This is a genomic window from Brucella haematophila (assembly GCF_005938105.1).
GTDB classification, from domain to species: domain Bacteria; phylum Pseudomonadota; class Alphaproteobacteria; order Rhizobiales; family Rhizobiaceae; genus Brucella; species Brucella haematophila.
This window is the reverse complement of the sequence record NZ_VCPE01000008.1, coordinates 144,051-163,087: the sequence shown is the minus strand read 5'-3', so window position 1 is coordinate 163,087 and position 19,037 is coordinate 144,051. Positions and strand designations below refer to the sequence as shown.

The following is a 19,037-nucleotide window of genomic DNA, read 5'->3' as shown; positions in this document are numbered from 1 at the left end:
GGTAAACTCCTTCAGGCAGCCTTGGCGCGCAGCAACAGGCAACCATCGGCCTGCATGATTGCTTCGCGGCTTGAGGTTACGATGGTGGATGTCTCGCGTTCCGTGATGACGGCTGGTCCTGCAATCCAGTCGCCGGGCTTCATGTCGCCGCGATCAACCACGCTGGCATCAAGGAAACGCTCTTCGAGAACGTCGAACACCTTGCGCTGGCCGGATACTGTCGCAGTTGATTGTTTCGTCACGGGTTTGGCGGGAGTTGGTGCTGCCGCATCTGCGCTGGCGCGTAGCGACCAGCTGACGATTTCAACATCCAGCCCATCAATCACACGGCCGAAGAAGCGCTCGTAGCATTCATCGAAAAGCGAGCTGAAAAGCGATGCATCCGCTTGGCTATAATCACGAACTTCGATGGTGACTGGCACTTCCCATCCCTGACCAACGTAGCGCATATAAGCGGTGCATTCGAGTGAAGGATTGGCATTTGGGGCGCCCGAGCGCACGAAGGAGGTTGCTTCCTGCACCAGTTCGGCAATCACGGTATTGATCGCCTTGGCGTCGAAGCGGCTGATGCGGCTATAAGCGCTGCGGACCGATTCAAAACCAAAAGGGGCACGCAGGAAGCCGATTGCAGAGCCGACGCCGGCGCCAGGCGGGATCAGCAGATCGTTGACGCCAAGCTTTTCGCAAAGCCGCGCAGCATGAACCGGGGCCGCGCCGCCAAAGGCGATCATGGTGAACTCGGACAGTTCCTTGCCGTTTTCCACCGCATGCATACGGGCGGCATTGCTCATATTCTCATCGACAACTTCGCTGAGACCATAAGCCGAGGTTGCGACATCGGAACCCAGTTTGCTGCCAATATCCGCATCCATGGCGCTTTCAGATGCCGAGCGCGATAGTTTCATCGATCCACCAGCAAAACTGTCTGGATCAAGGCGACCAAGGATGACATCGGCGTCGGTTACGGTTGGGTTGACACCGCCCCGATCATAGCAAGCCGGTCCCGGTTCGGAGCCTGCGCTATGAGGGCCGACGCGGATCTGGCGCATGGAATCGACGGTTGCAATCGAGCCTCCGCCCGCGCCAATCTCGACCATTTCGATGACCGGGATGGAGATTGGCATACCGCTGCCCTTCTTGAAGCGGTAGGTACGCGCTACTTCAAAGGTCTTCGACGTTTTCGGTGTCTGCTGTTCAATCAGGCAGATTTTTGCGGTGGTGCCGCCCATATCGTAGGATACGACCTGATCAAGCTTGTGATTGGCTGCGATATGAGCTGCGAAAATCGCGCCGCCCGCCGGTCCGGATTCAAGCAGGCGAACGGGAAACTCAATCGCACTGTCGACGCTGATAATGCCGCCGCCCGAGTGGATCATAAACACCGGCGCAACAAGGCCTTCATCGTGAAGGCGGCCTACCAGACGATTGAGGTACGATGCCATCAAAGGTTTGACATAGGCATTGGCGCAAACGGTATTAAAGCGTTGAAACTCACGCATCTGCGGCGAGACTTCCGACGAAATCGAGACCGAAAGATCAGGCTTCCTGGCCAGCAGTCGGTCACGGAAACGGCGCTCATGTTCGCCATTGAGATAGGAGTGGATGAAGCCGACCGCGATACTCTCATAGCCTTGCGCGATGATGCGATCGCAAAGCGCTGCCATCTCGGTCTCATCCAGAGGCTTGAGCACTTCGCCGCTCGCACCCATGCGCTCATCGAGGACGAAACGGTCGCTACGGTCGACCAGCGGGGCCGGGAGGACAATATCGAGATCATATTGCTCGAAGCGGCTTTCAGTGCGCATTTCGATAACGTCGCGAAAGCCTTTGGTCGTGACGAGCGCCGTTTTTGCACCACGACGCTCGATCAGCGCGTTTGTCGCAAGAGTGGTGCCATGGATCACCGTATCGATCTGGTTCAGCGCTATGCCAGCCTTTTCCGCGACCTCGCATATGGCTTTGACAATCGCATTTTCAGGGAACGCGTAATCGGTCAGAACCTTGGTTGAGTGCAGTGTTGAACCAACCTCCATCGCCACATCGGTGAAGGTTCCGCCAATGTCGACGCCAACCCTGATCAGTTTGCCATCTATCGTCATGTCTTGCCTAACTCCCAAGATCAGATTCTATGCGTTAAGTGCGGGGCCGGGCTGGAAGGCCGCGGTTCAGGCACGTGTTTCCTCGTTCCGGCAGGTGGTGCCTGCCGGTTCAAACTGTTGCTTTGTGGTGTTCGGCTAACTCGGAACGTTCAGACGTTCACCAGTCAGTCTGTGGTTAGTTCTTGCCGGTGAAGTCCACTCCATCAAGGGTGGTCGGTAACTTTGCGCGATCCACACCGATCCACTTTTTGTAAAGACCGTCGAGTGAACCATCCGCCGTGTGACGGGTGACAAAATCATTCAGGTAGTCGAGCATTTCCTGATCGCCTTTGCGAACCGCCATTGCCTGGAAATTGTCTGCGACCTTGTACTTGCGACCGTAGTTGCCGCTGTTGCCGGTCTTGTCGATCACCAGCCCATAGGTCACGCTGCCAAGAATTGCATCGACCTGACCGGACAGGAGCGCCTGCACGGTGGTCGCATCGTCATCGAAGCGCTTGATCTGCGTGTTGGCTGGGGCAACTTTCTTCAGGACCGGTTCGAAAACGCTGCCACGATTGACGCCAATTGTGTATTTGCCGAGGTCGTCATTGCCCTTGATATCAACGTCGTTCTTGCCCCAGACAGTGATGTCATTGGAGGAATAGGGAATGGCGAATTGAATGACCTTGGCACGCTCTGGCGTGATGGTCATGGATGGAACGAGAAAATCGACCATGCCATTGGTGAGAAGTGGAATACGGTTCTGACCGGTAATGCGCTCGAACTTGATCTGAACGCCCAGTTCCTTGGCGATCAAGTCGGCAACATCGACGTCATAGCCGCCATTCTTGCCGTTCTCATCGATAAAACCCCATGGAAACTGGTCCATCTGCACACCGATGGTAACGGTGCCCTTGGCCTTGATTTCCTCCGGCGTGGCGGCACCAGCCCCGGTAATCAAGCATACAGATGCGAGCAGACCGAATGCGAAGCCGAGTGAAGCCTTGGAACGAGCGAAACTTGAATTGAACATGTTCTTACCTCTGGTTGTTTTATTGTTATTCAACGGGACGCATTCATGCGCTTTTCAATCCGGGCGCTGTAATAGGTGAGCGGAATGCAGATCATGAAGTAGACAAGGCCGACAGCGCCGTAGACTTTGAGTGGTTCGAAGGTGATGTTAGCCATCAGCTGACCTGAGCGTGTGAGTTCGGTCAGTCCAAGCAGAGCCGCAAGGGCGGTGCCTTTGATCAGATTGACGAGAAAGCCAATCGTTGCGGGCAGGCCGATGCGGAATGCCTGGGGAAGCACGACATCCGACATGCGGCGGACATAGCCGATACCAAGCGCGCGGGCCGCTTCATCCTGCCCCGCCGATACAGCCTCAATGCTGCCGCGCCAGATTTCACCGAGAAATGCACTGGTATGGAGTGAAAGACCGATGATGAGTGCGACCCAGACATCGACACGAATGCCCAGCAACGGCAGGCCGAAATAGACGAAGAAAAGCTGGATCAGTAGCGGTGTGCCCTGAAAGATCTGGATATATGTCGCCATGAAATAGCGAAGCCATTTCTTGTTGCTGGTGCGTCCAAGGGCCACGACGAGACCACAGGCGCCGCCGAAGACGAAGGCGAGGAGTGACAGGATTACTGTCCAGCGAGCCCCTTCAAGAATGAACAGGAATTCTGCAAAGCCGAAACTACGTATCATCGGTCTGCCTCACTTCGTCGGGTAGGAAAAGTAAGTTCTGCCAATGAGTTGGAGAACAATGGAGAAGAACTGCGAAAGCGCGAGATAGATAACGCCGAGTGTGAAATAGACTTCAAAGCTGCGGAATGTCTCGGAATCGATCATTTGACCGACATAGGTGAGTTCTTCTGCGGAAACCGAAGCCACCAGGCTGGAATTGAGCATCATCAGGATGAACTGGCTGCAAAGCGCCGGGTAAACCGCGCGAATGGCCGGTCGGAAGATGATGAAGCGATAGACGTCAAGCGTGTGCAGACCCAGCGCTCGTCCTGCTTCCACTTGACCCTTCTTGATGGACTCCACTCCGCCGCGCACGATTTCGGCTGCATAAGCTGCGCAATTGAGCGTCATGGCGAGAATTGCCGCCTGTGTGGCTGTCAAGGTGACGCCAAGAGATGGCATTCCGAAGAAGATGAAAAATACCTGCACCAGAAACGGCGTGTTGCGGATCAGTTCGATATAGGCAAATGCCACCCGGGATAAGGTTCGTATCGAACTCATGCGCATCAACATGAAGACAATGCCGAGCATCAGCCCAAGCGCCATCGAGATGGAGGATATTTTTAGGGTTTGTAATGCGCCGCTGAGCAGCAGTGGCCACGCTGCCAGAACCGGCCCCATGTCGAAACTATATTGCATTGGCAAGCTCCCGTTATTTCGTCTGGTTCCCCTTTATGGTTAGTGATTGAGGATCTGGCCCAGAAATGCCTTGGCACGTTCGTGCTTGGGATTGCCGAAAAACTCTGCGGGAGGGGCGCTTTCGATAATCTCGCCGCGATCCATAAAGATGACACGGTGCGCAACGGCGCGCGCAAACCCCATTTCGTGGGTTACGCAGATCATGGTGATGCCATCGTCGGCAAGCGAGATCATGGTATCGAGAACTTCTTTCACCATTTCAGGATCAAGTGCCGATGTGGGTTCATCGAACAACATGATCTTGGGGCCCATACATAACGCACGTGCAATCGCCACACGCTGCTGCTGGCCGCCGGAAAGCTGGGCTGGATATTTGTTGGCCTGTTCGGCGATATGCACCCGCTTGAGAAAATGCATGGCCTTTTCTTTGGCCTCGGCTGTTGAAGCCTTATGCACGCGGCGCGGCGCCAGCATACAGTTTTCGAGTACGGTCATATGGGGGAAAAGGTTGAACTGTTGAAACACCATGCCGACGTCGCGCCGGATATGATCGACATTGGCCCCTTTATTGCCAAGGCGGGTTCCATTCACATCGATAGTGCCGTCCTGAATCTCTTCAAGATGATTGATACAGCGAATAAGCGTTGATTTACCCGAACCGGAGGGGCCGCACAGAACGATATGTTCACCCCGCTTCACGTGCAGGTCCACATTCTTGAGTACGTGAAGCTGGCCATACCATTTATTGACCGCGCTCATTGTGATGGCTTGTTCAGACATCTATCTCTCGCTTCATATGTGTAGGCAGAACGGAAATCGCCCGTTCAGGGCTGAACTTCGAAAATGGCGTCGACTTCGACAGCAAATCCCCGTGGCAGGGAGCCAGCGCCCAGTGCAGTGCGGGCATGTCGACCTTTCTCGCCGAAAACTTCGAGCAGAAGATCGGAGGCTCCATCAATCACGGCGGGATGATCTTTGAAGTTGGGCACCGCATTCACAAAGCCGCGCACCTGCAAACAGGCTGAAATGCGGTCGAGATCGCCATCAATGGCCATTGAGGCGCGTGCCAGAAGATTGAGCGCGCAGACACGCGCTGCCTGATAGGCTTCCGCTATATCCATGGTGTCGCCGACGAGGCCCAGATAACAGTCAACACCGTCGACGCGGGGCACCTGTCCGGAAATGTAGAGTGTGCTTCCACTCAACCGAAACGGAACATAGGTTCCGCTCGGGGCCGTCACGCTGGGCAAGGCAAGGCCCAACTCCGCCAGTCTGGAAGAAACGATTCCCATCTCGAATTCCCCTGTTTTTGTTCGCCTGTTCTGCAATTGCTTCAGCATCGAGCTATTCGCAACTCCATAGTGATATTATCACATGGCGTCTTGTTGTGATATTAGGTTTGCTGAAATAATATCACTTGTCAAGAATGAATCTCTGGCGCTATTTTTTATGAAGAGACATGTGAAAATGGGCGTTATGCCATATAAAACAGCTCACTGATCAACTTTTGGGCGAATTCAGAAGGTTGTGCTGCGAAATTTGAAAATCTATTTTTGCCAGTGTGTTTTGTTCCGAGGGTGCCCCTTTGACGCGGTTTCGGGTGTTTGAATAGCGGGTGTTGAGTGGCTTAGCTTCAAGAGATATTATCACTGATGTGATGATAGTATCTTGTCTTGAGCTTGCTAACCGCGTATCACCATGGAAAGACAATATTTTCCACCGGGACAGGCTCATATTGAAAACACTGACATCGCGAACGATTGAGAGCCTCAAGACACTGATTGGTGATGGTACGCTTCAGGTCGGGGACAAGTTGCCAACCCTTGCCGAGCTTGGTGACAAGCTTGGTGTCAGCCGCACGGTTATCCGGGAAGCTGTGGCAGCTTTGCGTTCTGACGGATTGCTGGAAGCAAAGCACGGAGTCGGAATATTTATTCGCGATCCCGGAAAGGCAGCTCCTCCCGTCTCGGACGATTCCATGCTGGAGCCGCTGGCGCGGCTTTCGCTTCCATTCATGGATTTGCTCGAATTGCGTATGGCTTTTGAAGTCCATGCCGCCGGATTGGCCGCACAGCGTCGGTCATGGGCGCAGGAAGCCAATATGTGGGAAGCGCTGAAGCAGTTCGAGGCTTCTATTGAGAATGAAGAAGCGCTGGATGAGCTGGACTTCATTTTCCACCGATCCATATCGGAAGCCACGAATAATCTGGCGTTTATCGAATTTTTCAGCGTCATGAGCCTGAAGATACTGCCACAGCCAGCATTTTCGCGGGATCTGAACCCCTCGCTTATCACGCCTGATTATATCCAGAACACCGTTATCGAGCATCGCGCCATTTGTGAAGCGATTAGTGCCGGGAATGCTGAGCAGGCACGTGAAGCGATGCAGGCACACCTCAATCGCAGCCATCAGCGCTATCGCGGGTTCAACGGCGCTTTCGGGTCGCCGTTGAGCAATATTGTGGATAGCTGAAACCTATTCAGTAAGTCGTGTCGGCGACCGTGTACCCGCTGACGGACTATGGTCGCGGCCTTCAACATTCGGGAGGTGAGGGCGGAACGACCGGCTGTTCGAAAGTGCGCTGCAACTGACCCCAGCCGGGATCGTGCATATGGGCGTCCAGTCCGGCTCGGGCGACCAGAGCACGCGCCTCTGCTTCACCGAAGGCAAGCGCCTCGTGCATATCGGCAGTTAGGACCACGCCGTCCTGCATGATAATCTTGCCATCCACGATGACAGTATCAACATCGCTGCCAAGAACCTGATGAACCAGCCGATGGACCGGCATCCAATTGGGCGTCAGATGCGGTTTACGCATATCGATGATCGCGATATCTGCTTTCTTGCCAGTTTCAAGAGAACCGATCTCATGATCCATACCAATGGCACGCGCCGCGTCGATGGTGATCATCTCGAACACTTTGCCGGGCGGCAGAAGGTATCGGTCGTGATTGTGCAGTATATGCTGGGTTGATTGCGCGATCCGCGCGACTTGCAGCATATCAAAATGGCGGCTCGGCGCTGCGCCATCCGATGTGATCGCGACGGGAACGCCCCGCGCAAGCATCTGCATAATCGGCGTGGAACGTCCGGGCGGCGCATGGGTGACGTGGGTGCCGGTTTCGGCAAGGATATCTATTTCCTCATGTGAGATGCCCCAGCAGTGCTGCAAATGCACATCGGGACCCAGCAGCGCATTTTCCTTGTCCTGATATGCCATCCGAACTTGGCCGGCAAAGGCATCGGAATGGATGCGAACGCCCCATTTGCGTGCGGTTTCGCGAATACGGCGCGCTTGCATCCGGTCGTTCTCCGTCAGATTGACGGCAAAATCCGGTGTGGAAGCGTTCGATGGCTCGACCGAAGGGACGATTGTGAAAGGCGTCAGAAAAACCCTGATACGGCCGTCGGCTGTTCCGTTGAGACTCTCAATAGTGGCTTCTGCACCCTCAATCATTTCTTCGAATGAAACAGTATCACGCACAGGCTTGCCGCTTTCCCATCGTGTCACCGATTGCGGCCATGGTAGCCCAGCGGGGCCGACGCAGATGATTTCACGCAGGCCGAGTTCCGCATAGGCGCGCGCGTGATTGGCTGCAAAAACCGGATCGTCACTGCGCGGCATGGAAGTGATGATGCTGGCCGAGGTTGTCACGCCAGCGCACAACCTTTCCAGGCCGGAAACGAGACCATCAGCGTACCAGTAATCGCGGGTCACATAATGATAATAGGTTGGCGTGACGATCCGCATCCAAAGCGAATTGGTGTCGGCGGCAATGCTGCGGATCAGCGCGTGACCGGCATGGCCGTGCGCGTCAATGAGACCTGGAATGAGCATCTTGCCGCGACAGTCGATTGTCTTCTTGTCGGTATGGCGGGGGGAGAGGTCTTGTGATGTGCCGATGTCGACAATTCTGTCGTTCTCGACCGCCACGGCTCCATCTTCGATAATCCGCCGTGTTTTATCGACTGTCACGACCGTTCCGTGAAGCAGCAGCAATCCAGTCATATCTTCCCCTTTTTATGTCCATGACGACAACGTTTGACACTGTGTGGTCTCATATCGATGTGTCGATGTTTTTGAACTTAATTGGCGACAATATCGTTGACAATAAAAGAATGGATTAAGATACTGCAACGAAATTCAGTCCAACAATCTTATCGTTATGGATGAGGGGAAAAGCATGTCGCGTTTAAATAGGTTTTTTATATCGGCCCTGATGGCAGCTGCCATTGCGGCTCCGGCGCTGGCCAGTTCTGCCGACGCGGCTACGTTACGTTGGGGCAGTCGTGCGGATATCTATTCGCTCGATCCTGATTCTGTTCCATCCACATCCAATCTGGCTTTCCTGAACCACATTTACGAAGGTCTGATCCGCTACGGCCCGAACTTCGAGATCGAGCCTGCGCTGGCAACCGAATGGAAGCTGGTTGATAACAAGTTCTGGCGCTTTACCCTTCGCAAGGGCGTGAAGTTCCACAATGGCGCAGATTTCACGGCTGACGATGTCGTGGCTTCCATGAACCGCGTTTCGGACCCAACATCACCTCTGCGCGGCAATATTCCGCTCTATGTCGGTGTCAAGAAGGTGGACGATTCCACAGTCGATATCGAGGTTTCGGCGCCATCCGCGCTGTTCCTCAATGACATGACCAATATTTTCATGTTCAACGCGACGTGGTTGAAGGACAATAATGCTGAAAAGCCGACTGATATCGCGTCCAAGACCGAGAATTATGCCACGCATAACACCAATGGTACCGGCCCGTTCAAGCTTGATAGCCGCGTTCCCGATTCAAAGACGGTTCTGATCGTCAATGATCAGTGGTGGGATCAGAAGAAGCACAATCTGGATCGCATCGAGTATATTCCGATCTCCTCGGCTGCGACGCGCGTTGCGGCGCTTCTTTCCAATGAAATCGATCTGGTTGATTCAGCGCCAATTCAGGATATTCCTCGTCTGGAATCAACACCGGGCATCAAGGTCGACAAGCGTACCGAGTTGCGTACGGTTTTCATTGGCTTCAACGGCAAGGAAAAGCTTGAGGACGGACGTCCGAACCCGTTCCTGGATGTTCGCGTGCGTCAGGCCGTCGAGGCGAGTATTGATCGCGATTTGATCAACAAAAAGATCATGCGTGGTTTGGCGCGTCCTTCCGGTTCGCTGATTGCGCCTGAAATTGCCGGCTATTCGAAAGCGCTCGACACCTATCAGCCAGCCGATCCCAAACTCGCCCAAAAGCTGCTTGAAGAAGCTGGTCAGAAGGGCCTGACGTTCAACTATCTTTGCATGAATGACGAGAGCATCAACGAGGAAGATATCTGCTCGGGCATCGCCAATATGATGAAACGCGGCGGTTTCGAACCGTCCATCGATATGGGCCCGCGTGCCGTTCAGCAGCCCAAGCGCACCAATGGCAAGGCTGACATGTTCAATCTGAGCTGGGCCAATGAACCCACACTTGATGCCTATTCGTTGCTTTCGCAGGTGCTTTCCACACGCAGCGGTTCCACCGGCGTATCCAACTATGGTGGCTGGTCTTATCCTGAACTTGATGAGCTGATGAAAAAGGCAGCACAGGAGCCGGATACGGCGAAGCGTCTTGCTCTGGAAGAACAGGCGCTGAAAGTTGCCAAGGACAAGGCAATTCTGATCCCGCTTCACCAGCAGCCGATTGCATGGGGGATGCTGGGCAAGGTCAAGAGCGTGGACTTCCGAGCCGATAACAAGCCGCGTCATTGGCATACGCAAATGGCTGAGTAAGGCCAGTAACGCGAAAACTGAAAAGCGCTTCACCATGGTGAGGCGCTTTTTTTATGGGCGAACAAGCTGAAAAGCCGCAATGCTCATTGAAAGGCCGTCACTTCGGTTGCTGCATAGAAATGTGGCAATGGTTGACTAATTGTAGAGCATAGTTGTCGACAAATAGGTTATTGAAACCCAAAAAATTGTCTACAATTACGTTGACAACTTTATATCGACTGGCAATACTGCCCTTCGTGATCTGGGAGGCAGGTCACCTCAAAAGGGAGAAATCAGTATTACCCGCCGTCATGGCGTGAGCAGGCACTGAAAACGCAGCACCGAAACGGATGCTGCGATGCATGAAAACAGACCTCCAAAAAAGGAGGCGCAAATTTCCAGAAGCGGAGCAAAATCTATGTTAAGAAAACTTGGCCTTGCGGCCACAATGCTGGCTGGGCTGACATTGGCTGGCCACGCCGAAACGCTCAAATGGGGCGCTGCGCGCGATATCTATTCGCTTGATCCCTATTCTTATGGCGACAGCTATACGCTGTCCTTCCTCAATCACATCTATGAAGGCCTCGTGCGCTACGACGCCGAGCTGAAGATCGAGCCTGCGCTTGCTGAATCCTGGGAAAATGTTTCCGAGACGGTTTGGCGTTTTCATCTGCGCAAGGGTGTCAAGTTTCATGATGGCGCTGATTTCAATGCCGACGATGTGCTCGCTTCGCTGAAGCGCGTCAGCGATCCGGTTTCGCCGCTGCGTGGTAACTTGCCGGCCTACAAGTCTTCGAAGAAAGTGGACGACTACACAATCGATATCGAGTTGAGCGGCCCTTATCCGCTGCTCCTTAACGACCTCACCAATATTCACATCTTCGACGCTGGCTGGCTGAAGACCAATAATTCGGAAAAACCCACCGACGTTGGCGCCAAGATCGAAGGTTATGCAACCTACCACACCAATGGTACGGGTCCGTTCAAGCTGGAAAGCCGCGTGCCGGATTCCAAGACCATTCTGGTCAAGAACCCGGACTGGTGGGACAAGGCGTCCAAGTCCAATATTGACCGCATCGAGTTCAATCCGATTACGTCGGCTGCAACACGCGTGGCGGCACTCCTCTCCGGAGAAGTCAATTTTACAGAAAGCGCGCCATCGCAGGATTTGCCGCGTCTTCAGGCGCAGCCTGACCTGAAGGTCATGGAACGTACCGATTTGCGCACTGTCATGATGGGCTTCAATCGCAAGCCGAAACTCGAAAACGGATCGGAAAACAAATTCAACGACTTGCGCGTGCGTCAGGCTTTCGCACATTCACTTGATCGCGACCTGATACAGAAACGTATCATGCGCGGCAAGTCGCGCACGGCAGGCGCGGTGGTTGCGCCGGAAATTCCTGGCTACACACCGGAACTGGATACCACACTTGCCTATGATCCGGCCCTGTCGAAAAAGCTTCTGGCTGAGGCTGGCGCTACGGATTTTCCGTTCACACTGGTCTGCACGACCGATGCTTATGTGAACGAAGAAGAACTGTGCCAGGGGCTCGTGAACATGTTGAGCCGTGGCGGGTTCAAACCGCAGCTTGATATTGCACCAACGGCTGCGCAGGCACCAAAACGTACGGGCGGCAAGGCTGACGTCTATATCATTGGCTGGGCGACTGAGCCGATGCTCGACAGCTATTCGATCCTGTTACAGATGATTGAAACCAAAACCGATAATGCCGGTGTCTTCAACTGGGGTGGCTGGAGCTATCCGGAAATCGACAAGCTGGTTATTGAGGCATCCACCGAGATGGATCGCAGCAAGCGGCTGGCGTTGCAGACAAAGGCCCTGCAAATGGTCAAGGACGAGATCGTCATGCTGCCGCTGCATCAACAGCCGATGGCGTGGGTCATGTCGAATAAGATTGATCATATCGTCCAGTTGCCAGACAACAAGCCGCGTCACTGGCTGACGCATTTTGCCGAATAGTCTCATCAAGATGCTCCGGGGCACGTCGCACCGGAGCATCCTGTTCCCAAGGAATTCACATGCTGGTTTTTATCATCAAGCGTCTGGCCAATGCCATCATGGTCATGCTGGCGGTTGCTTTGCTGGCCTTTTTGATCTTTCGTCTGGCGGGCGACCCCGTCGAGATGATGGCCAACGAACAGATGACACAGGCCGACCGCGATAATCTGCGTGAGCGTCTGGGGCTTAACGATGGCCTGATGACGCAATATACCCGGTTCGTGGTGAACGCCGCTCAAGGCAATTTTGGCATCTCCTATCGCAATGGTCAGGATGTGCTTGGCCTTATCGCCGAGCGCTTTCCGGCAACACTGGAACTGGTTCTGGTGGCCACCTTGATCTCGCTGTTGCTCGGCCTTCCCCTTGGCGTGCTGACTGCGATCAAACGTGGGAAATGGTACACGGAGGGATTGCAGTTTCTCTCCATTGTCGGTGTCTCACTGCCAAGTTTTGTGGTCGGTATCCTGCTCATTCTGGTTTTCTCGGTTACGCTTGGTTGGTTCCCGGCTTTCGGACGAGGTGATGTCGTACAGCTTGGCTGGTGGTCCACTGGATTGTTGACGCATTCCGGTCGTATCGCGATTTTGCTGCCAGCGATTGCGCTGTCGCTTTACCAAGTCACGCTTGTCATGCGTCTGGTTCGCGCTGAAATGCTGGAAGTGCTGCGTTCGGACTATGTGAAATTCGCCCGTGCCCGTGGCATTCCGCGCTGGCGCATCTATTTTCGTCATGCGCTTCGCAACTGCCTGATGCCAGTTGTGACCATGACAGCAATGAATGTCGGTTCGCTGATCGCCTTCGCGCTGATCACCGAAACCGTGTTTCAATGGCCAGGCATGGGCATGTTGTTCATTCAGGCCGTTACCTTCCTCGATATCCCGGTCATGGCAGCCTATCTCTGCATCATTTCCTTCATCTTCGTTGTGCTCAACACTTTCGTGGACATTGCCTATGCGGTGATCGATCCACGCCTGCGCACGGCGCGTTGAGTTGCCCATGGAACCGATTGTGGAGTCAAAGCCGATGAGCACCCCAACCATTCAAACCCCTTCCGTCCCGCGCCCATCGCTTTTGCAGCGGCTTCGTAAAAGCGACTTGTGGTGGTCGTTCACACACAGCAAGACCGCGATGATCAGCGCAGCGCTGCTCGCGGTTCTGATCCTGACGGCATTGTTTGCGCCCCTCATTGCACCGCAAAACCCCTATGACGGCGCTGCGCTTGATATGTGGAAGGCTGAACTGCCGCCGATCTGGGAAGAGGGCGGCGAATGGCCCTTCCTGCTAGGTACTGATACGCAAGGTCGCGATATGCTGTCTGCCATTCTCTATGGCACGCGCATTTCCATCGTCATTGGCATCGCTTCTGTTGTGCTGTCGTTGGTAATTGGCATGAGTGCCGGTTTGGTCTCAGGCTATTTCGGCGGCTTCATCGACAATCTGCTGATGCGCATCGGCGATATCACGCTGTCGATCCCAACCATTCTGGTGGCCATTTTGGTTTCAACCGTGGTGCGACAGATGCTGCCGGTCAGCCTTCGCGAGGTGGGAGCCTCGGCGGTTCTCATTCTGGCCATCGCGCTCTCTGCATGGGTGCAATATGCCCGAACTGTACGCGCTCAGGCCATCGTTGAAACCGGCAAGGATTATGTGTCCGCCGCCCGTCTGATCGGCGTTCCGGCGCGCCGCATCATGGCGAGACATATCCTGCCGAACACGCTGACCCCCATCATGGTGGCGGCAACGCTTAATTTCGGCATGGCCATTCTTACCGAAGCGACACTCTCCTTTCTTGGTATCGGCATGCCGCCGAGCCAGCCCTCTCTCGGGACCCTGATCCGTATCGGTAACCAGTTCCTGTTTTCCGGTTCCTGGTGGATCGTGCTCTTCCCCGTCATTCAGCTCTGCCTGCTGGTCGTGGCCGTCAATATGCTTGGCGACTGGCTGCGCGATGCTCTCAATCCGAAACTGAGGTAATATCGATGAACAATCTTTTGCTCCGCAATGTGCGCCCTATGGCCGGCGATACATGCGACGTTTTGATCAAGGATGGGAAGATTGCCGGTTTCGGACAGTTCGAGGCAGAGCCGGGCATGGCCACTGAAGATGGTGGCAATGCAATCATGGCGCCCGGCCTGATTGATGCGCATACGCATCTCGACAAGACAACCTGGGGCATGCCCTGGCATGTCAATAATCGTGCCGCGATCCTGCGCGAGCGTATCGATTTCGAACGCGAGCACCGGCTGGAAATCGGCCTTGATCCGCATCGCCAGTCAATGCGTCATGCCATCGGTCTTGCTGCCCATGGCGCAACGCATATCCGCAGCCATGTTGATATCGATCCCACCCATGGATTGTCATTGGTCGAAGGTGTCTGGGCAACACGCGAGAAGCTGAAAGGCATCATCGATATCGAAATCGTCGCATTCCCCCAGTCGGGCCTGATGGTCATGCCCGGTACGGAAGAATTGCTCGATGAGGCCTTGCGTCAGGGTTGCGAGGTTCTCGGCGGTATTGATCCATGCGGTATTGATCGCGACCCGAAGGGTCAGCTCGATATTCTGTTCGCGCTTGCTCTCAAGCACGGTGTACCGATTGATATTCATCTGCATGAGACCGGCGATCTTGGCGCGTTCACGATGGAACTCATCTTCGAGCGTATCCGCGCCAACGGTATGGAAGGGAAGGTGGCGATCAGCCATGCTTTCGCGCTCGGCATGAATGATTATTTGCGCGTTGGCCAGTTGATCGAACAGATCGCGGCTCTGGATGTTGCAATTCTGACGACTGGCGCGCCATCGGCCACGGTGCCGTCGATCAAGCGCCTTAAGGAAGCGGGCGTGCGTATTGGTGGTGGTTGTGATGGCATTCGCGACACCTGGGGACCGTGGGGCCAGCCGGATATGCTGGACCGTGCCAAGATCATCGGCATGAAAAACGGCGTCCGCTCGGACCATGATCTGGAGCATCTCCTCTATATCGTCTCTCAGGGCGGTGCGGATGTGATGCGTCTTGAAAACTATGGTCTGGATGTGGGCTGCAATGCCGACTTTACCCTTCTGACGGGAGAAACATTGGCCCATGCCGTGGTGGATATCGCACCGCGCCCTCTGGTGGTCAAGAACGGTCGCGTCACTGCACGCAACGGCGTTGCTGTGGTGGAGATGCCATGATGAATAACGCTATGGATACACTGACGCTCGGTCAGCGACCTGATGGACGGACCCTGATTACCGCCAGCTGGGTGGTTGGGCACAGGGATGGTGGCCACACGCTTTTGCGCAATGGCGAAGTCGTTTTTGAAAACGGCGAGATTGTTTTTGTGGGACATGGTTTCACCGGGGAACTGGCCCGCCGCATCGATTTCGGCAATGCGTTGATCTCGCCGGGTCTCATTGATCTTGATGCCCTGTCCGACCTCGACACCACCATTCTTGGTATCGACAACCATCCCGGTTGGGCCAAGGGCCGCGTCTGGCCACGGTCTTATGTCGAGGCTGGCCCATATGAGATGTACACACAGGACGAGCTGGCTTTTCAAAAGCGCTTTGCGTTCGGCCAGCTCCTGTTGAACGGGATCACCACGGCAGCTCCCATCGCCTCCCTGTTCTATCGCGAATGGGGCGAAACCGTTGCCGAGTTTGATGCTGCCGCCGAGGCCGCCGGTGAACTGGGGCTACGCGTTTACCTGAGCCCCGCTTACCGTTCCGGCGGTATGGTTCTGGAAGAACCGGGAAAGATTGTTCCGGTTTTTGACGAAGAGCGTGGTTTTCAGGGGCTGAAAGACGCCATTGCCTATATCGAGCGCCAGAATGGGCGTCACGGCGATCTGGTGCGCGGTATGCTGGCTCCGGATCGGGTTGAAACTTCGACACTTGGATTGTTGCAACGCACCGATGCAGCGGCGCGCGATCTTGGCTGCAAGTTCCGTCTTCACATGGCTCAAGGCACGATGGAAGTTGATACTGTGCGGATGCTGCACGGCTCGACGGCTCCGGTCTGGCTTGCGAAACATGGTCTGCTCAGCGACCGGATGATTGCACCTCACGCGACGAATGCCACAGATGAAGATCTGGGCCTCTATGCGGCCAATGGCGTTTCCATTGTGCATTGTCCGCTGGTATCGGCACGCAGCGGTTCGATCCTCAAATCCTTCTCCGCTTGTCGCAAGCGGGGGATCAATATTGCCATGGGTACCGATACCACGCCGCCCGACATGCTGATGAATTTGCTGACGGGCCTTATCGCCGGCCGCATAGCCGATGGTGCGCCGGACCGTTTGCGGTCTGCCGATCTTTTTGACGCCGCGACCATTGGTGGCGCAAAGGCGCTTGGACGTGCTGATATCGGGCATCTTTCGCCGGGTGCGAGAGCGGATATAGCGGTCTTCGATCTCGACGACACCATCATGGCCGCGACAGTTGACCCGATCACGACGATAGTCATCGGTGGTTCGGGCAAGATCACGCGTGCGGTTTTTGTCGATGGCCGCGCGTCCATGATCAATCGAAAGCTTGCAGGGTTGGACATGGAACAAGCGCGTCGTCAGGCGCAGGCCCAGTTCGATGGACTTATCGCCAAATATCCCGAGCGCAGCTGGAACCATCCTCCTGTCGCGGAAATCTTCCCTTCCAGCTATCCGATAGAAGGTGATTTCAATGCATGACATGCAAGAACCAGTCATTGAAGTGCGCAATCTGCGCGTGGATTTTCCGGGGCGTCATGGCACGGTTACCGCTCTGTCGGATGTGAGCCTGTCGATCCGCCCCGGTGAAATCCTTGGCGTTGTGGGTGAATCCGGTGCTGGCAAGTCCATGACTGGCTTGGCCATTCAAGGCTTGCTGGAAGCGCCCGGACATATTGCCGATGGTGAAGTGTGGCTTGGCAAACAGCGGATAGACACGCTGGATGACCGGGCTATGGAGAAAATTCGCGGACGAGAAATCGGCGCGATCTTTCAGGACCCGCTCACCTCGCTCAATCCGCTGTTCACGGTGGGCGCGCAACTTGTCGAGACGATCCGGCGCCATCTTGGTCTTGGTAAGGCTCAGGCACGCGAACGGGCCATCCAATTGCTGCGCGATGTCGGCATTCCTTCGCCGGAGGACCGCGTCAACCAGTATCCGCATCAGTTCTCGGGCGGCATGCGACAGCGCGTGGTGATTGCGCTTGCGCTTGCCGCATCGCCAAAGCTGGTGATCGCGGACGAACCGACGACGGCCTTGGACGTCTCGATCCAGGCGCAGATCATTTCGCTTCTGCGGAAACTGTGCAAGGAAAAGCAGACCGCTGTTATGCTCGTTACGCACGATATGGGCGTGATCGCCGAAGCCGCTGATCGCATTGCCGTGATGTATGCGGGGCGGCTGATAGAAATCGGGCCTGTCGAGCAGGTTCTGCATCAGCCGCGTCACCCCTATACGCAGGGCTTGATGGCCTCAATCCCGTCGCTTGGCGCGCGCGTGGAAAAGCTGAACCAGATCGATGGCTCAATGCCGCGTCTTGACGCTATTCCCAAGGGCTGCGCTTTCAATCCGCGTTGCAAGGTGGCGGTGCCACGCTGTCTTGAGGAGCGCCCCGAACTCAACCTTATCAGTCAAAACCCCAATCTTGGCGCTAGCGCTTGTTGGCTCAACGCAGGAGGCAACGTATGACGAACCCGTCGAAAGAAACTGCGGCTTTGACCGTCGAGCGTCTGGTCAAGACATTTGATGTCTCGGCTCCATGGCTCAACAGAGTGATAGAACGCAAGCCGCGCCAGTACCTCCAGGCTGTCAACGATATCAGCTTTACGGTGCCAGCAGGTGGTTGTCTGAGTATCGTTGGTGAAAGTGGATGCGGAAAGTCAACCGTGGCCCGACTGGTCACCGGATTGCATGGCGCGACAAGCGGCCAAATGCGGTTTGCGCCCGGCAAAAGTGGTGCGCCATTGACGGCGCAGATGATATTTCAGGACCCTTATGCCTCGCTCAATCCTCGTTGGCGCGTCAAGAACATCATTGCTGAACCATTGCGGGAATTGAAACTGCGCAAAACGGCGGCGGAAGTTACCGAGCGCGTGGAGGAACTTCTGCGCACTGTTGGACTTTCACCTTCCGATGGCGAAAAGTTTCCGCACGAATTTTCTGGCGGGCAACGCCAGCGTATTTCAATTGCGCGTGCCTTGGCGAGCGAGCCTGAGTTTCTCGTTTGCGACGAGCCGACTTCGGCGCTGGACGTTTCGGTTCAGGCGCAGGTGCTCAATCTTATGCGCCGCTTGCAGGATGAATTGGGCCTGACCTACCTCTTTATCAGCCACGATATGAGCGTCGTCCGCCACATGTCCGACCGCATCGCGGTCATGTATCTGGGGCGGATTGTTGAAGAGGGCGATACAGAGGAACTCTTCGCGCAGCCTCGCCATCCCTATACGCAGCTTTTGTTGCAGACGATCCCCAATATTGAAGCGCCCAACCGCAACCGCGCACCGGCAAGCGGCGAAATCCCCAGCCCGTTGAAGCCGCCTTCGGGCTGCACATTCCATCCGCGGTGTCCGTTTGCGGTGGCGCGGTGTGCGCAGGAAGCGCCGAAGATGCAGACTTTGTCGAATGGCACACGCGTGGCCTGTCACCTCGTGGAAGAGGCGGCAGCTGCTGCTGCCTGATGCCCGATCCGCAACCGCCGCTTTTGTCTTCGGTTTGAGGTTTGAAAAAGATGACGAGATCTGCGGAAAAGTGCTTCAGGCGAGGTTGAAGCGGGTTGTTAAATTGTCGACAATATGAAATATTATTGTAGATAATAAATCAGGTTTCGGGGACGCG

The 19,037-nt window shown here is 55.2% G+C and carries 16 protein-coding genes; 9 read left to right on the top strand and 7 right to left on the bottom strand.

Features of this window, described 5'->3' with window-relative positions; translation table 11 throughout:
- Nucleotides 1-11 precede the first annotated feature (11 nt).
- From FGI60_RS13700 to FGI60_RS13675, 6 genes are all read right to left on the bottom strand, one after another.
- Nucleotides 12-2,099, bottom strand: a complete 2,088-nt coding sequence (locus FGI60_RS13700) for a hydantoinase/oxoprolinase family protein (RefSeq protein ID WP_138785667.1) — start codon at nt 2,097-2,099, stop codon at nt 12-14.
- Between the two features lie 175 nt (nt 2,100-2,274).
- A complete protein-coding gene (locus tag FGI60_RS13695; protein ID WP_138785666.1) occupies nt 2,275-3,114 on the bottom strand; it encodes a transporter substrate-binding domain-containing protein in 840 nt (279 codons plus the stop codon).
- A gap of 29 nt (nt 3,115-3,143) precedes the next feature.
- Entirely contained in the window at nt 3,144-3,794 is a 651-nt protein-coding gene (locus tag FGI60_RS13690) for an amino acid ABC transporter permease (protein WP_138785665.1), read from the bottom strand.
- Between the two features lie 9 nt (nt 3,795-3,803).
- On the bottom strand, nt 3,804-4,472 hold the full coding sequence (locus FGI60_RS13685; protein ID WP_138785664.1) for an amino acid ABC transporter permease: 669 nt from the start codon (nt 4,470-4,472) through the stop codon (nt 3,804-3,806).
- A 39-nt stretch (nt 4,473-4,511) separates the two neighbouring features.
- Nucleotides 4,512-5,252, bottom strand: coding sequence for an amino acid ABC transporter ATP-binding protein (locus FGI60_RS13680; RefSeq protein ID WP_121537824.1), 741 nt, complete (start codon nt 5,250-5,252; stop codon nt 4,512-4,514).
- 44 nt (nt 5,253-5,296) lie between these two features.
- Complete coding sequence (locus tag FGI60_RS13675; RefSeq protein WP_138785663.1) at nt 5,297-5,764, bottom strand: RidA family protein; 468 nt, start codon at nt 5,762-5,764, stop codon at nt 5,297-5,299.
- 443 nt (nt 5,765-6,207) lie between these two features.
- Here FGI60_RS13675 and FGI60_RS13670 point away from each other — a divergent pair, with 443 nt between their 5' ends.
- Nucleotides 6,208-6,945 carry a FadR/GntR family transcriptional regulator gene (locus tag FGI60_RS13670; RefSeq protein WP_138785662.1) on the top strand — a complete coding sequence of 246 codons (738 nt, stop codon included), beginning with the start codon at nt 6,208-6,210 and terminating at the stop codon, nt 6,943-6,945.
- A 61-nt stretch (nt 6,946-7,006) separates the two neighbouring features.
- Here the strand turns inward: FGI60_RS13670 and FGI60_RS13665 are convergent, their stop codons facing one another.
- On the bottom strand, nt 7,007-8,482 hold the full coding sequence (locus tag FGI60_RS13665) for an amidohydrolase family protein (RefSeq protein WP_138785661.1): 1,476 nt from the start codon (nt 8,480-8,482) through the stop codon (nt 7,007-7,009).
- Between the two features lie 175 nt (nt 8,483-8,657).
- On the opposite strand from FGI60_RS13665, the gene FGI60_RS13660 reads away from it, so the two are divergent.
- From FGI60_RS13660 to FGI60_RS13625, 8 genes are all read left to right on the top strand, one after another.
- The gene (locus FGI60_RS13660) at nt 8,658-10,238 is read left to right on the top strand and encodes an ABC transporter substrate-binding protein (protein ID WP_138785660.1); all 1,581 of its coding nucleotides are present in this window, start codon (nt 8,658-8,660) and stop codon (nt 10,236-10,238) included.
- A 397-nt stretch (nt 10,239-10,635) separates the two neighbouring features.
- The gene (locus FGI60_RS13655) at nt 10,636-12,198 is read left to right on the top strand and encodes an ABC transporter substrate-binding protein (RefSeq protein ID WP_138785659.1); all 1,563 of its coding nucleotides are present in this window, start codon (nt 10,636-10,638) and stop codon (nt 12,196-12,198) included.
- A gap of 59 nt (nt 12,199-12,257) precedes the next feature.
- Nucleotides 12,258-13,226 (top strand): ABC transporter permease, encoded by a 969-nt coding sequence (locus FGI60_RS13650; protein WP_078337171.1) that lies wholly within the window; start codon nt 12,258-12,260, stop codon nt 13,224-13,226.
- 34 nt (nt 13,227-13,260) lie between these two features.
- Nucleotides 13,261-14,211: an ABC transporter permease gene (locus FGI60_RS13645; protein WP_138785658.1), complete on the top strand. Its 951-nt coding sequence runs from the start codon at nt 13,261-13,263 to the stop codon at nt 14,209-14,211.
- 5 nt (nt 14,212-14,216) lie between these two features.
- Nucleotides 14,217-15,410, top strand: coding sequence for an amidohydrolase family protein (locus tag FGI60_RS13640; RefSeq protein WP_138785657.1), 1,194 nt, complete (start codon nt 14,217-14,219; stop codon nt 15,408-15,410).
- Nucleotides 15,410-16,903, top strand: coding sequence for an amidohydrolase family protein (locus FGI60_RS13635; RefSeq protein WP_138785706.1), 1,494 nt, complete (start codon nt 15,410-15,412; stop codon nt 16,901-16,903). The genes FGI60_RS13640 and FGI60_RS13635 overlap by 1 nt, the downstream gene beginning before the upstream one ends.
- Complete coding sequence (locus FGI60_RS13630) at nt 16,896-17,891, top strand: ABC transporter ATP-binding protein (RefSeq protein ID WP_138785656.1); 996 nt, start codon at nt 16,896-16,898, stop codon at nt 17,889-17,891. Before FGI60_RS13635 ends, FGI60_RS13630 begins: the two co-directional genes overlap by 8 nt.
- On the top strand, nt 17,888-18,880 hold the full coding sequence (locus tag FGI60_RS13625; RefSeq protein ID WP_138785655.1) for an ABC transporter ATP-binding protein: 993 nt from the start codon (nt 17,888-17,890) through the stop codon (nt 18,878-18,880). The genes FGI60_RS13630 and FGI60_RS13625 overlap by 4 nt, the downstream gene beginning before the upstream one ends.
- Nucleotides 18,881-19,037 lie beyond the last annotated feature (157 nt).